The sequence below is a fragment of the Hyphomicrobium sp. genome (genome assembly GCF_041659645.1).
Taxonomy (GTDB): domain Bacteria; phylum Pseudomonadota; class Alphaproteobacteria; order Rhizobiales; family Hyphomicrobiaceae; genus Hyphomicrobium_B.
Genome location: NZ_JBAZXX010000004.1, coordinates 77,430 through 91,061 on the forward strand (window position 1 = coordinate 77,430; position 13,632 = coordinate 91,061).

Sequence of the window (13,632 nt, forward strand, 5' to 3'; positions counted from 1 at the left end):
GGCAATTGATCATCGCCTTGTCGTCGACGCGTACTAGGCCTCCAACAGGCTTTGCCTTCTATTGACGACGAAAGCAGAACGGGATTTGCAACTGCGTTTAGCTTGGCGTCCGTGCGCTTGAGCGTCGATTTTTCGACGTGCGTCGCAGACTGCGCCCGAAGGTAATACGTCGTCTTGAGACCGCTCCCATGCAAGATGGTAATGCGCGTCAAGCTTTCGGCCGTTCGGCGCGGCGAGGTACAGATTGGGCGACTGACCTTGATGGGCTGCTGATTGCTGCAACGCAGCAGTTCAAGGCTGTTGATGAGCCATACAATTGCATTTTTCACCAGCAGCCGGCCGCTATCTATTTCGTGCGGGTTGCGCCCGCTCTTGGGGGCGTCGGCTGCGAGACAGGTTCGTTCAGTTCGACGACAATACGCTGTGAAGATTGGGCAGCACATCAGGGTTCCGACGGCGAGAAGCGGCCCCCGCGCGCCCGACGACGAGCGCGCTGAAGCGACTCGCGGCATTATTCAATCAAAGGCAAATTACGCAGCCGCGATTTCGGCGAAGATAGCGGCGGGCGAGTCAACCGCTGACGGGCTTGCTAGCGCCATCGGGAACGAGTGGTATGCATTGGGCGCAATAATAACGCTTCCGATCGCCAATATCATCGTGGGTGTGTGGCGTCCGCGCCTGGCAAAACCATAAGCAATTCGACTTCAGAATTTTCGGACATCTGTAATTCGGATCGACTGTCAGTAAGGGTCCAAAAGCAAGAAGAGCCGCTGGCGTCCACGGATTAATAGGGGAGTCGCACGCGTGAATGTGAAAGGCATTATGTAAAATGATTTTGAGAAGATTGTCATTTCTCAATTCATTAGACGCGATTACAAAAGTCGCATAAGGTATCTTATGTTAAATGTGGCGCGGTGCGTAGGGGAGGGATCACCTCCCGACACTGCTCGGGAAGCACTTTCAACATTGCGAAAAAAGGCGCTCCGATTTTCTAAACGATCGGCCACGAACAAGGCTTTGGCCGCCTTCAGCCTTGATTGTCAGCCCTCTGCCCCACCCTATCCTGAGCCTTGACTTGCAAACCTGACATCCTGACTTTTTATGCATATTAAACGTTCCATTGATGTCATCCTCAATGAGCTAGTAGAACCAACCTCGATTGAGGGCCGGGGGGACTATGGACAGCACGAGTTCTGACAGACCTGTTGCGCGCGCGTTCGCATCGCTGCTGCGCAACCCATTCATGATGACTCTAGCTGTGATTGCAACTGCCGGTGAAGCGTACAACACCGTCCTATTGCCGGCGATTGTGAACACCGAAGAAGCACGGATCAAAATTCACCAGGCAGAAAACGCTGCGACGCTTCTCAAAGCTCAGGCCGACGATGCCCGGGCGAAGGCTTGCGAGGAAATGTTCAAAACTTACGGGGATGCTCTGAATACCGGACAGCCCGATGTCTTGAAGCCGTGTCTTGCGCTTGCCCGGCCGACCGGTAACTCCAGGGTCAAGAGTGCAGAGACGGCCGTAGCGCCTTCGGTTGAAGATGAGGCCCCCCAGCCTAATACCGGCGACCCGAAGTTGGACGCTTTGCTGACGCATTTATTCGGGGATCAGAGCAAGTCCGTCGGCACTCCTAAGCAGTAATCGCAAGGCACTATTTTGCCGGATTGAAGAGCGGAAGCCCCTCGTTGGTATCTTGGCCTGTGCCGTAATTTTTCAGAGCCGAGCGTAGCGCGCGTTGGAGATCGTGTTCAAAGTCGACGCGGACCTGCTCTAAGGCATTCAAGCACCAAACGCGTGGCACGTTCCGCATCTCCGCCTGGTCAACGAGTTGCTGCACCCCCCGGGCGGCATAATCGAAAAACGCTTGAGCGGCTTCCTTGCGCAGTCGAAACCGCCGGGTGCGATCGTTTTCGCCGTAGACCTGGCGCATAAGGTCCTTGATGCGCTGCCAAGAGGCATCGTCGCCAATAAATGTGTCCATCATGACATTTTCGATGAACACGAAACGGCCGATGAGCTCGCGAACGACATAGCCTGCAAGCCGGCTGGGCAGGATAACGCTCTCGCGGGAATAATCTTGGTGGGAACGCGAGAAGAGATAGCGCTGATCGATCAGGTCTTTGATGACTTTCTCAGTATAGCGTTCACTGATACCGAGCTTCTCTAGCACAGTGATAATTTCGCAAGCCTCAATGCCGTCAAAACTCTTTTCGCTTGCCAGATTAACAAGCACTGACAGGATGTAGAGGCGGAGGAACTGCATTTGCGATCGGCCGAGCTTGGCATCAAACGGATTGCCGATCGCGGAGAACGTATCGTTATAGATCGATTGGTTGCCGCACATGATGGCTCGGAGCGCCTCGTGCGGAGGCAGATTGTAGTTGCCGGTGCGCTTGTAGATCTCGACGGCCCGTGTCGAGGACGAATATCCATACTGCAGAAACTGCCGTGTCATCTTAAGCGCTAGGCGTGTATCGCCGGTGGCTGCGACCTCGATGAGGCGGCCGACTTCGGTGTTGAGGATGCCGGCAGACAACATGTCGACGATCATGCCGGCATTATCGACTATCATCCTGGCGCCGCCGTCTGTGATGAACTCAAACCGCTTTCCGGTCAGAAGATTGCGGGCGACGGTGAAGCGTTTGGACAGCACTGCTTGGATGGCCGGCGGATCAATGTAGACAGCGTCGAAATCGAAGGCGTCAAAGACCGGCGCGCTCTTGCTGCGCAGATAGGTTGCATCGCGCATAGCGAGCACAAGATTTGCTCGAAGCGTTCGGGCGAGAGAAAGCGACTCGAGGAAAATCGAAGACTGATCTTTTATGTCCTCGCGTTGATCGACATTGTCGATGACTAGAAATATCGGCGCATTCTGTGAGGCGTACGACAACACTTTAGTGACGTAAGGTTCACGCGCCTGATAATCCGACATCATCAGCTGTGTGATGGCGTCGTTGAGTTTCTCCGGTTCTTTTGCCTGTAGAGCCATTGGACCGACCGTCAAGTTTTCGATGTCGGAGGCATAGGCGTGCTTGAGGCATCGCTCATAGTCGCGCAAGAACGTATGGTTTTTGACGTAATCGAAGGCGCGGCCAATGATATAGGAGCGCGGTGAAACGTCAGCTGAGAAGTCGCGAAAGTCTACATAGATCCAGTGCGCCTTGGCTTTGCTGGGGTCGAGCTCGAAATGCCCGCGGGCGCTGATTTTGGCGACGTAATTCAAGAAGGTGGTCTTGCCCGAACCGACCAGCCCGAGGGTAAGGAGCGCTATAGGGCGTGTCGCCACGCGAAGACCGGTGATATGCCTAGTGATTGAAGTCATGTCACCGCCGCGACTGACGGGCCGCAGCGGCCGAGACGAGAGAACTTGCTCCCGCTTATTGACGTGCATCTGAATACGACTATCGAAGCGAACGCGATCCGGGGTTTCGACATAGGCTTTTTCGAGGATCTCGGGATTGTCACTTAGCAGCTCTTCCGAAAACGCCGTGATGATCTCCTGCTCGATGTGAGAGAAAACGCTCGTCCGTTTCACCTGCGAGAACGTACGATCATAAATTGCGTTGAGCCTGCGCGTGTCGGTTTGATTTCGCTCACCGCCCAGAAGGGCCGTATCGAGGGAACCGTTGATTATGGCCGCACGCGAAAGGAGCCCGACGAATTCTTCGCGATCGGTATCAAGAGCTGTCTGGGCATCCTTAAAAACGATCGCGTGGCTGTTTTCGAAAGATACGTTATCCCGGCGATTGACCGGAAAGATGATCCAGGCATTGCCATTGGTCACGATGGCGAATCCTACGCCCTTGCTGCGCGCGTAATCGCGCGCTTGGCGCACGGCCGCGCCCACCTCCCCTTTCAACCACGAGCCTTTAAGCGGTATCCGCCGTTGGTCCGGTAAGGCATCAAGGCGTGCATTGATACGTTTTGCCTCGACTAGGACATTGGCCTGCGCGCAAGAGAAAAGATAATCGATGTAACGATCCACATCGTCTTCGGGTATCCGCTCTTCGACGGTTACTTCTTCTTTGTTCCACGACAGCGTGCCGTAAAGGATGTCATCGATGATACGTTGACGTGTTATCGCTTCATTCGCATCGCCAATGCGGAGCTCTGAGATGTCTTTGCGGATTTCGTCAGCGGTGCGCATGCAAAACATCTTTTTTGTTGGCAATAAGAGGAGACTACCGTCGCAGCGGGAGACGGGCAAGGTCGTCGTGACCTACGTTGCCGTGCCGGCGTCGGACCGGTAAACTCTGAGGAATGTGCAATCTCTATTCCCAAACACGCAATGTCGAGGCTATTCGGCGGCTCTTCCGGGTACCGCACAATCGCGCCACGTTGCTGGACCCCAGGCCGGCGATTTTCCCGGGCTACGAAGCGCCGATCGTTAGTCGCGCGGATGATGGGGAACGCGAGCTTGTCTCCATGTCTTGGGGCTTTGTGCTGCTGCAGGACGGCAAAGCGCCTCGCCGCGTCACGAACGTGCGCGACGATAAAATCCTCTCGAGCCGATTTTGGAAGCCCTCCTTCGAGAAGCGGCGGTGCCTGGTGCCGGCATCGTCCTACTGTGAGCCGAATGGCGAGAAGCCTGCGTCGTGGTTCTGGTTTGCCGTCAACGGTGACGAAGATCGTCGCCTGTTCGCCTTCCCGGGCATCTGGCAGCGTTGGAAAGGGCCCATCAAAAAGGATGGCCCGAACGTCGACATCGACGTCTATTCTTTCGTGACCACCAAACCGAACGCTTTGACCGACAGCATCAATCACGAACGTATGCCGGTGTTGCTGACCGAAGTGGAAGAATTCGAAACATGGCTGACCGGTTCAACGGAAGCGGCGTTCGCCCTCGCCCGCAGCTTTGACCCCGCCAAAATGCGCATTGTTCAGAGCGGTAAAACCAAGATGGACTTACTCGGTAAAGCCGGCGACGACGGAACGGCCACCCTGCTCTGAAAAGCTGTTTCTCAGCGACGCTTCCAACCGGCTTGCTCGAGGGCGTCTAAGAAGATTTGGATTGCGAGACCGCGGCCAACGTGTCGACCGGCTGCAGCGGTCACGCGCTCGAGGGCGACGTCATAGAGGATCGACGCGGCCAGTGTCAAAACCGTCTGCAATCTTGCCAAGGAATCTGGAGTGCCGCGGTCTTCGGGAAACGCTTGCCCCAACCACTTGATAAGCTCCGTTTCGAGCTTCGCAAGGTCGTAATCGTTATAAGGGACCTGTAGTTGTTTTAACGTCTTGGCGGTGATGGAGCTGGCCATGTCCCGCGGCTCCTTAGATTTTACCGGAACGAAGATTCCTTATGATGCGCGCACGTCTAGCCGGGGACTGCTGCCAGCGTTGCCACCACCAAACGATGCCAGCGACAATCATGCCCCACAAGAGAACAGCGATAGCTACACAAAGCCAAGCCTTCCAAGTCATCCTTAGGTGACCTCCCAGACTATTTTGTATATTTCTTCAGTAAGCGCTTTAGTTGACGCTCGCCGAGGTCCTGCGCAAAATCTATGCCCAAGTTTTCAATCCGCCATTCGATCGCGAGTTCGTTCATAGCCGTAGCAAAACAGCCAGGTTCGCTGTCGGTTGCGAGCATTGTTTTTAGGGAAACTTTTCGCTGGTCGATTTGGACCCGCATACGCTCGCGAAGGACTGCCGCGTAGTCGTGTTTTAGTTCAGTCATTTCACTTGAGTTTGTCATGGAGAACATACTTTCGGAGGAAGCACTTTCTGCCCACGATCACGCTTCTTTAAATTCTGACGAACGGTCGCCTCGCCTTTGCTTTTTTCGAGATCTGCGATGAAGTCGGGATCTGGTTCGACACGGCGAACCGGCGCGTCATCCCGAATCCTCGCCGGAGTATTGCCCCGACGAAAGTCCCAACCGCCTTTCACAACCACCGCTCAAGCCCGATAAGGCAACCCACCCACGCTGAGCGGCACAACCCGCTCAGCTCGTGTTCAGCGGATGTCATTCGAAATCAGCGGATGGCAGGACGGCATCGGCGCTCGCGGCTGGCCGGTAAGGTTCTGCATTGCCCGTGATGATGTTCCCGCGTTCCCAACCTGCGAGCCGGACGACTCGCGTCGCTTCACGGGCGTAGCCGTAGAATTTTGGCTGGCGGTTTTCCTTGGTCGATTTTTCGTTTTCGAACAGGACTGCTTCACCCACTTTCAAATCGAGGTTCGGCGGCAGGTCGACATTCTCTGACTGGCTCTTGCTGGCGCGCAAAGCATCGGAAATGCTTTCCGGTGTCGCTTGGCCCTTCGCGTAAAGCAGGCCGCTATTTTTCTGAGTGCCGCCCCACAATGCGAGCTTTGTCGTCGTCTCCTCGCCCGCAAGTTGGTACTCGCCCTTGAGATTGGGCCGCTGGTTCACTGCGGTTGCACTGCGATCGTAGGTCAGCACGAATTTTGATTGTTCAGTCATTGAAATCCCCCGAGAATGAAATGATCCGTATACGGAGTATTACGAGATCGACGGCTTCTCGCAAGAATTATTTGAACAGCGTTCGTTAACCTTTTAAAGCGGGTCTTTTTTTGGCGGATTGGCCTAATTTGGTGGGCTTATAAGATCGTATAAGGTCGCAGGGGAGAGCCTGTTACGACGCCGACCATGCTACTGGCGTTACAATCACATAAGTGCTGCCGGCACCGGCAAACATCGGGGGATTAGAGATGACAGACCAACCAAGTCCGTTTCGCGCCCTCTTGGGAAGTCGCATTCTCCAATTCTTCGCCGTCCTCGCTGCCGCAATTGGGATCTTCGGCGAGGGCGTCGTTGTTTTCACCAATTATGAAAACTCGAAAATCCAACTGGAGACGGCACGCAACGCCGAACGGGCACAACGTGCGGCGGCCGATCAGGCGGAGGTCGCGGTCACCCAGGCTAAAATCAGTGCCTGCAACGAAACCTCAAAATTTATTCTCGATAACACACCGATGGATCAAGTTAACGACAAGCTCAAACAGCTCGCCGCAAATTGTGGATGGCAACCTCAACACACTGCCGCGTCAGATACGGAATCCCCTGCTTTCAAGGAAGCACTGGCGAAAGCCGAAAAACAGAATGCCGACCTCCTCGCTGACACGCCCAATCTTTTGCGCCGTCAGGAACAAGCGCTACCGGCCATCGAAGCCGCGGATATTCAGGAATTCGGAAAACCGGCTCGAAAAACGGCCATTCAGCTCGCCGGCATTGCTTTCAATGCACTGGGTGTCGGCGATTTCCCCAAGGCGCTGAACGCAGCCACGCGCGCCCACGACATTCTGCCAACCGATTTGAAAATTGAATCCACACGAGCCATTGCCCTCCTCCTGAACGACCGCAAAGCTGACGCCGATGCCATCATAGATGCTCATCACGGCCAAACCGTCCAAGTTGACAAAGACTACAGCGAACCATGGGCGCAGCACGTCTCCTTTTCGCTGGGGCTTCTCAAAGAACTTCATGTCACAACGCCGGCCACCGAAGCCCTCGATCGCAAAATGGCAACAGAGAACACGCAGGGAATCTGCGCGCAGGAGCGCGCCAAAGGCAAAGACGAAGAATTCCTTCGAGCTTTAGGCTGTCTCTAATCAGTGTCGAAGTTATGCTTGCGATAGATCGAGCCTCTTCTCGACACGATCCAGCCGCGTATAAACTTGTGCTTCGCATGTCGTCGCCACGAAGCTCGTTTGTATCCTTGGGGAGGCGAATAAATGAGCGCGGTTCGTCAGCCTTCGTCGCCCTGACCTACGAACCCTGGCCAAGACTCAGCGCGTTAGGCAGCACGACAATCGCAACACAAACAGCTAAAATGCGCGATCGAAACGGAACGCGCTTACTTTGCGCGTGCGAGCAATCCAAGTGCCGCAATTTCCTTGACCATAAGACGTTCGATAACTTCACCGGCGGGCATCTGCATCCGACGACCAAGTTCGCTCGCGCCGCGCCAGACATCGTCGGCAAGTGGCACAGCATAGCCGCTCGCCCCGCCATTCCTGCGTGTTGCTTTCAGCGCTTCGAGCATGATTTCCATTACCTCTCCCTCGGTCACTTTGCGCGCCTGTGAACCGGTCTTCTGCCGCTCAAGCTCGATCTCAGCTACGGCGCGCCGCACTTCGCCCTTGAAGGTGTCACGAACGCGAACGGCATAAACCTCGGTGCGACCCGTTGCGCGCGATGGCCTCGGCTTGCCGGCGGTTGTGGCAGGTGCCGCGTGCGATGCCGCGAAGGGCAACTCATTTTGCTCCTGCGACTGATCCTCTTTCCGGTCACCACGTCCGAAATTTCGAAACACGCTCATCTGATTAACCTCGCTACTCGATCATCAACTGACCATCTGAAGTTCGTACAAGGCGTGTTGGCCGCGTCGAAGACTTGGCACTCGCCAATCGCTTCGCCAAAACATCCCGCGAGCGATCCCGCTCAACGGTCACATCCAGAGAGGGCTTCACTCCCCGTAACGGCAAGGACGCAAGAAACAATCCAAATCCGGCGGCACCTTCTACAACCAAGGCCACCAGCAGGGTCAGCCCCTTCTGCACCCGCGTTTGACGCATGCCGGAGAAATTGGACAGGATTCCCGCCTGCACATCGCCGGAAAGACGAGCGCCCACTTTGATGAGTGCATCGATTTCTGACTGAAGCTTTGCCCGCAGTCTCTCGGTCTTGTCACGCTCCACGGCCGATGCAACTTCAATCTGCAGATCGCCATAAGCGGCGCAAAAAGTCCGGCTCGCGCCGGTCGTGGCGTCCCTGCATTGCTCAGATGTCTGCCAGCGTTTGTCCTGCTTAGCGCGTTCGACGGATGCCAACACGACCGGCGTTGCACGAACCGCAACCACCGTAGCAAGCTGTCTATTGACGTTTTCGAGGTCCGTCTTCGCCGCCGCATACCGCAACGTTTGGGCAGCGTGACTTTCGCCCATTTCTCCGCGCGTCCAAGCTGCGAAGCCGAGCGCGCTCATGAACGAAAAAGCAAGGCAGCCCATGAAGAGGAGGGTGGCGATGCCAGCACCTAAGCGGAAACGCTCGATCCAAGCCCAAGCAATCGCCAAAGGCAGAAGAGCCTTGAAGACATCGATCATGATCGAGACGGCGCCGAGCACGCGGGAGGTTGCGGCATCGACGCCTTGCGCCGTCCAGAAGGAGTAATTCATCGCCATTGACACAGCGATAGCGACGAACGCCGCTAACATCAGCACAAAGGCGACTACTCTACGCATCACGCCACTCCGCTCACAGGTGTCGTCTAGCTTCGCCGCCTGCTACTGACGGTTAACGCACTTTCTCTGCCTGCACCTTGAGATAAGCAGCGCGCATATCTTCGAGCAGCACACACTGTCTCTTGCCGCGCCGCTTGGCCTCGTCTTTCATCCAGGCCTTGAAATCACGCGTCACGATCGTCGCGAATTGCACATCGCGGCCGGTTTTGCGCGAAATACGTCCGTCCTCCCGGCGCACATCGCCGTAGTGATTAAGCGCCCGCTTGGCATTGTCTTCCGGCGGCGGCGGCGGCAGGATCCGCGACGGCAGCGCGCTGTCCTTCTTTACGCTCATCGTCCGCGCCCCTCATTATCCCGGCCTTTGGGTTTGCCCTGATTGGTTCGAAACGGTGCCAATTCTTTCTCGAGACGCAGTAGTTTCTGCAATGCCGCCGAAACTCCCTTGGAGATCGAATGCATCATCCCACGCGCTTCATCGGCAAGCCCACGCCCGCGATCAATTTCAGTCAGTCCATAACCTTCGGCGAGACCGGCGCCGTAAGCTGGCGCGTTACGCACCGAACCTTCAAGGGCCGCATAACCTCCCGCCTCTTTCAAATAAGCTCGCGCCAGATCCTCTTCTTGATCGCGGACTTTGTCTTCGTTGCTGAAGCGCGAGAAAACAATACCCATGCGCCACGTCTCGATGCCTTCGGCACGCAGGCCGTGAAGGAGCTTGACCGTCGAAGCGAGCTCGAAAGTCGGGTTCGGGCCAGTTGGTATCACCATGAAGGTCGATTTGCGCGCGAGTAGCAGCGTGCCCTTATCATTCCAACCGGGCGTATCGACGACAAGCACTTCGCAGCGCCCGACCATCTCGAGCGCTTCGCGCGTGTTCGTCGACTGCACTCTGATTTTCGGCAGAATGTCGTTATGGGCGCGAACCGCCGACCAGGCCATCGCGGTTTGCTGCCCTTCATTGGTGTCGGCAAGAATGACGTCCGCGCCCTCGTGCGCGCGTGCCGCAGCGTAGCTGCAAGCCAACGCTGTCTTGCCGACGCCGCCCTTGCCGTTGGTGAAGGGTACCATCACGTGCGCCATAAAACTTGTCCGCTATGAGTTTCTAGAATTACCGAAATCCTAGAAACCATTGTTCGCAGCAAACCGGAAGCCCCCATGCACCACAACTGCAAAAGTTTGGGAATTCCCAGATCCCAAACCGGCGCCCGGGACGGCATAAACCCGCGCACCTATGTTCACGGCACCGGGTGCATCTCGCATCTGATCGCCATGGCGTTTCGAGACATGCGATCTCCCGGCAAACAGGCATCGCCATTCCGGCGATCTCTACAACGCAGGAGACCAAGATGATTATTGGAAGCTTTGCGTACGACAAAGCCAAAGACGTCTACGCCGGCGGTATCCTCAGCCTCAACTTTCAGATCGAAGGGGTGACTTTCATACCCAACGTGCGCTCGACTGACAAAGAGCCGGACTACCGCGTTATCGCTGAAACGTCGAACGGTGATATCGAACTCGGCGCCGCATGGCGGCGCACAAGCGACAAGGGAAACGATTTTGTGTCGGTTTCGCTCGACGGTCCTCTACTGTCACGGCCCTTCAACGCTGCTCTGTTCCTCGATGGCGAAGGCACGTCGGCGTCGCTGGTCTGGAACCGCATCCGCGCCCAACGAACCGGGCAAGCAAAAACCCAAGCCAATATTTCTGAAGCCGCTATCCAAGGCTCCTAATATTACATGGACCGGTCGCTACCAGCGGCCGGTTTTTCGGCCAGTCATCTGAAAAGGAAGCTGTAAAAAAAAGATGGTCTCGCATTACTGCGGCGGGCCTCGGCCTTGCCGAATCTCGCCGCCTCGCCTAGCACACCGGCATGTCCACTAAGCCACTTCCGATCATCGGCTATCCCCATTTGGCGCTCGCCGCACAAGAGGACGGTGCCCTTTTCGCGCGTACGACCGAGGGGCTGCGCATGACCGGTTTCAAAATCCATCCCGACCACGTGGTACCGCCTGAAAGCTTTGATGGCCGTCAGATTATCACCGCCATCACGGCCGCGTTCCAGAAGGCCCGAAACCGTTAGAACTCGACCCTCGACGCGCGCGAAGTTCTGAAAAGCTCGAAGGTATCGATCTCAATATAAACACGTACGGGTGAACGCCCGGAGCGTAGCGGGCCCGGAACGTAAATTTCACGCCGAGTAAAAGATTGCCTGCAGCTTCGCCAAATCAAGATGAAAGCAAGTCGACGTCAGTATTTCTTCACGCTCAAAAAATGCGAGATCGCGCTCGGCATAACGTCGCATCCGTCACGGATCGCACCTGACCTTACCGCTCAGCCCGCGCAATGACGTCGGTCTCGTCGGCTTCGGGCTCCGACACGACATGAGTATTCCACACCACCTGGCCGTCAAGCCGGTCAACCGGTCCAGGGTAGTCTATGATTTGCCCATCGCTGTAAAAATCGACCACCTTGCCGCCCTGAGTCGCGAATACATGATGCTCTATGCCGTTGCTCGTTGCCACGATGATCAGATCATCTGAGGCGTTGCTTCGCATCCAGCTATCGAGTGACGGCTTTGGATCCGAATAGAAAGTACCCGACAGCGTTCCCCCCAAACGCTGCACGGCCTCCATCCAGTCTTGTTGCGCATAATCGGATCGCCATTCGTCAATGTCTTCGCCCCGGTCATCAACGATTTGCTGTAGCAAACGGCCCATTTCTTCCGCAGTCTTACCAGTGATGGCGCAGAGCATCGTGAGTGTGCACGAGCCAATGTTGGGGTCGGTCGGTCGTAGTTTAAAAGTCATGGCAATAGGCGAGGCAGCGACATCACGAACTCTTTCATACCACCTGTTCTTCTGCCCAACGCAACGTCATGCAACGTCTTTCGCTTCTTCAAAATCCGCCAGGTCATTCTGAACGTCCGCCGCTTTCTTCGCCCATCGACCACCAGCGGGGTCAATTGCGATCATGGCCTCGTACATGCTCAGGGCTAGCGCGTAGCTCGTACGCGCCGCCGCCGACTGGCGCCCGAGTGCCTCAACCTCCCCTGACATCCGAACAAGCTCAGCAAAATCCGCGTGCCAACACAAATTCAACGGATCGATCTTGACCAAATAGCCCATCGCCTCGCGCGCAACCGCCAGATCATCAAGTGCTAGCTGCCAATTGCCGCGTTGGGAATGAAGAACCCCGCCGAGCCGGCTGAGAGCTTGGGAGATGCACACATACCCTGGCAGATATCCCGGATCCGCCGCGACCATGCGTTGTGCAACTGCAAGAGCCTTTAGGTAAGTCTCCAACTGTAAGGCGTCATCTTCAAAGCTGGCGACGTCCCCCAGTACCTTACACGTCGAATAGAGTTCTTCTGCCCATTTGAGATCGTCAGGCTTGGCTTGTGTTGCAGCGATACTTATCCGAAGTGCCTCATCGCCCGAGCGGATCGCGTCCCACGGCCTCCTTGCGAGGAAATGCACACCCGCCACTCTGCGATGCAAATCAACCAGCGTGGCCCAGAATCCGTGCTCAGCAGGCGTGCCCTGCGCCAAAGTTTCGACGAGGGCCACCGCCGTTGCGAACGCCCCATAGGCTTCTTCCAGCCGGTCCTGCAAAACCAAACCATCGCCAAGCACACGATAGACATAGGCGACATTTGCCCCGAACTCCGTATTATCGGGATGGGCGTTGAACAACGCTTCCCGTATAAGAAGCGCTGCTGAAAACCATTCTCGTGCTTTTAGAAAATCGCCCTGCCCCGAGGCCACTTCACCCATACCAAGCCGGGCAAGAGCGAGTCGCCGCTGCCATTCAACGTTCAGCGGCTCGAGCGCGTGAAGTTTTTCCCTGATCGATAACCCCCGCACACAAAAATCGGACGCCTCGCCAAACCGGCCTTGCCCGACGAGCGCATACCCGATGTCCGAACAACAAGAGGCAACCTCACCTTGGGATTCCGAGTTCGCCGGATCGGCATCCGCTAACATCTCGGTGACCGCCAGGGCACTCTTATAGGCCTGTACCGCCGCTCCCAGATTTCCTTTGGCACAAAGACCGACGCCTGAGGCAACAAAAGACGCCGCCAGCTTGGCCTGCCACCTCTCGCCTACCAATTCGGAATTGCTCACGCGCCTCTCCATCCCCGTCGCTTGACCGCTGACTTCAATGTCCACGAAGCAAACTGCGATGCGCAACCGCCAAGGTTTGGGGATTGATTACGCGCGATTGCCGCCGCCGCTGGACAGCTGGCCGCCGTCCGTGATTTCAACCGGCAATGCGAATGACGACTGACGCCCGTTGCCGGGAACCTCGGAGCGCAGTCACGCCCGTCTGAAAGTGTGATCACCCGGCGGGAAATAGAGCCCCTGAGGCAAATTAATCGCCCAAACCATTCCGCCAAATTCCCGCCCCAAAACGCTTGAAATCGC

The 13,632-nt window shown here is 56.2% G+C and carries 15 protein-coding genes and 1 pseudogene; 5 read left to right on the plus strand and 11 right to left on the minus strand.

The features are described 5' to 3' along the window. Nucleotides 1-56: 56 nt before the first annotated feature. Nucleotides 57-288: pseudogene (locus WC811_RS14720) on the minus strand (hypothetical protein); the annotation flags it as partial. A gap of 889 nt (nucleotides 289-1,177) precedes the next feature. On the opposite strand from WC811_RS14720, the gene WC811_RS14725 reads away from it, so the two are divergent. Then, on the plus strand, nucleotides 1,178-1,645 hold the full coding sequence (locus tag WC811_RS14725) for a hypothetical protein (protein WP_372645945.1): 468 nt from the start codon (nucleotides 1,178-1,180) through the stop codon (nucleotides 1,643-1,645). Nucleotides 1,646-1,655: 10 nt separating this feature from the next. Here the strand turns inward: WC811_RS14725 and WC811_RS14730 are convergent, their stop codons facing one another. After that, nucleotides 1,656-4,151 carry a hypothetical protein gene (locus WC811_RS14730; protein ID WP_372645947.1) on the minus strand — a complete coding sequence of 832 codons (2,496 nt, stop codon included), beginning with the start codon at nucleotides 4,149-4,151 and terminating at the stop codon, nucleotides 1,656-1,658. Nucleotides 4,152-4,264: 113 nt separating this feature from the next. Between WC811_RS14730 and WC811_RS14735 the strand changes: the two genes are divergently transcribed. Then, nucleotides 4,265-4,954, plus strand: coding sequence for an SOS response-associated peptidase (locus WC811_RS14735; protein WP_372645949.1), 690 nt, complete (start codon nucleotides 4,265-4,267; stop codon nucleotides 4,952-4,954). 11 nt (nucleotides 4,955-4,965) lie between these two features. Here WC811_RS14735 and WC811_RS14740 read toward each other — a convergent pair whose 3' ends face one another. From WC811_RS14740 to WC811_RS14750, 3 genes are all read right to left on the minus strand, one after another. After that, nucleotides 4,966-5,262: a hypothetical protein gene (locus tag WC811_RS14740; protein ID WP_372645951.1), complete on the minus strand. Its 297-nt coding sequence runs from the start codon at nucleotides 5,260-5,262 to the stop codon at nucleotides 4,966-4,968. Nucleotides 5,263-5,444: 182 nt separating this feature from the next. After that, nucleotides 5,445-5,699: a hypothetical protein gene (locus tag WC811_RS14745; protein WP_372645953.1), complete on the minus strand. Its 255-nt coding sequence runs from the start codon at nucleotides 5,697-5,699 to the stop codon at nucleotides 5,445-5,447. Between the two features lie 270 nt (nucleotides 5,700-5,969). Then, nucleotides 5,970-6,428 carry a hypothetical protein gene (locus WC811_RS14750; RefSeq protein ID WP_372645955.1) on the minus strand — a complete coding sequence of 153 codons (459 nt, stop codon included), beginning with the start codon at nucleotides 6,426-6,428 and terminating at the stop codon, nucleotides 5,970-5,972. A 248-nt stretch (nucleotides 6,429-6,676) separates the two neighbouring features. Here WC811_RS14750 and WC811_RS14755 point away from each other — a divergent pair, with 248 nt between their 5' ends. Then, nucleotides 6,677-7,576 carry a hypothetical protein gene (locus WC811_RS14755; protein ID WP_372645957.1) on the plus strand — a complete coding sequence of 300 codons (900 nt, stop codon included), beginning with the start codon at nucleotides 6,677-6,679 and terminating at the stop codon, nucleotides 7,574-7,576. A 245-nt stretch (nucleotides 7,577-7,821) separates the two neighbouring features. On the opposite strand, the gene WC811_RS14760 is transcribed toward WC811_RS14755, so the two are convergent. The 4 genes from WC811_RS14760 to WC811_RS14775 are packed head-to-tail and all read right to left on the minus strand — an operon-like array spanning nucleotide 7,822 to nucleotide 10,288. Further along, a complete protein-coding gene (locus WC811_RS14760) occupies nucleotides 7,822-8,286 on the minus strand; it encodes a hypothetical protein (protein ID WP_372645959.1) in 465 nt (154 codons plus the stop codon). A 13-nt stretch (nucleotides 8,287-8,299) separates the two neighbouring features. Continuing rightward, nucleotides 8,300-9,208 (minus strand): hypothetical protein, encoded by a 909-nt coding sequence (locus WC811_RS14765; RefSeq protein WP_372645961.1) that lies wholly within the window; start codon nucleotides 9,206-9,208, stop codon nucleotides 8,300-8,302. A gap of 52 nt (nucleotides 9,209-9,260) precedes the next feature. After that, entirely contained in the window at nucleotides 9,261-9,542 is a 282-nt protein-coding gene (locus tag WC811_RS14770; RefSeq protein ID WP_372645963.1) for a hypothetical protein, read from the minus strand. Further along, on the minus strand, nucleotides 9,539-10,288 hold the full coding sequence (locus tag WC811_RS14775; protein ID WP_372645965.1) for a hypothetical protein: 750 nt from the start codon (nucleotides 10,286-10,288) through the stop codon (nucleotides 9,539-9,541). Before WC811_RS14775 ends, WC811_RS14770 begins: the two co-directional genes overlap by 4 nt. Nucleotides 10,289-10,554: 266 nt before the next feature. On the opposite strand from WC811_RS14775, the gene WC811_RS14780 reads away from it, so the two are divergent. Together WC811_RS14780 and WC811_RS14785 are read left to right on the plus strand one after the other, a co-directional pair. Next, nucleotides 10,555-10,938 (plus strand): DUF736 domain-containing protein, encoded by a 384-nt coding sequence (locus WC811_RS14780; protein ID WP_372645967.1) that lies wholly within the window; start codon nucleotides 10,555-10,557, stop codon nucleotides 10,936-10,938. Nucleotides 10,939-11,078: 140 nt separating this feature from the next. Further along, a complete protein-coding gene (locus tag WC811_RS14785) occupies nucleotides 11,079-11,288 on the plus strand; it encodes a hypothetical protein (RefSeq protein WP_372645969.1) in 210 nt (69 codons plus the stop codon). A 244-nt stretch (nucleotides 11,289-11,532) separates the two neighbouring features. Here WC811_RS14785 and WC811_RS14790 read toward each other — a convergent pair whose 3' ends face one another. Both WC811_RS14790 and WC811_RS14795 read right to left on the minus strand, forming a co-directional pair. Continuing rightward, nucleotides 11,533-11,925 (minus strand): hypothetical protein, encoded by a 393-nt coding sequence (locus tag WC811_RS14790; RefSeq protein ID WP_372645971.1) that lies wholly within the window; start codon nucleotides 11,923-11,925, stop codon nucleotides 11,533-11,535. A 156-nt stretch (nucleotides 11,926-12,081) separates the two neighbouring features. Next, complete coding sequence (locus tag WC811_RS14795) at nucleotides 12,082-13,332, minus strand: tetratricopeptide repeat protein (RefSeq protein WP_372645973.1); 1,251 nt, start codon at nucleotides 13,330-13,332, stop codon at nucleotides 12,082-12,084. Between the last annotated feature and the right edge of the window lie 300 nt (nucleotides 13,333-13,632).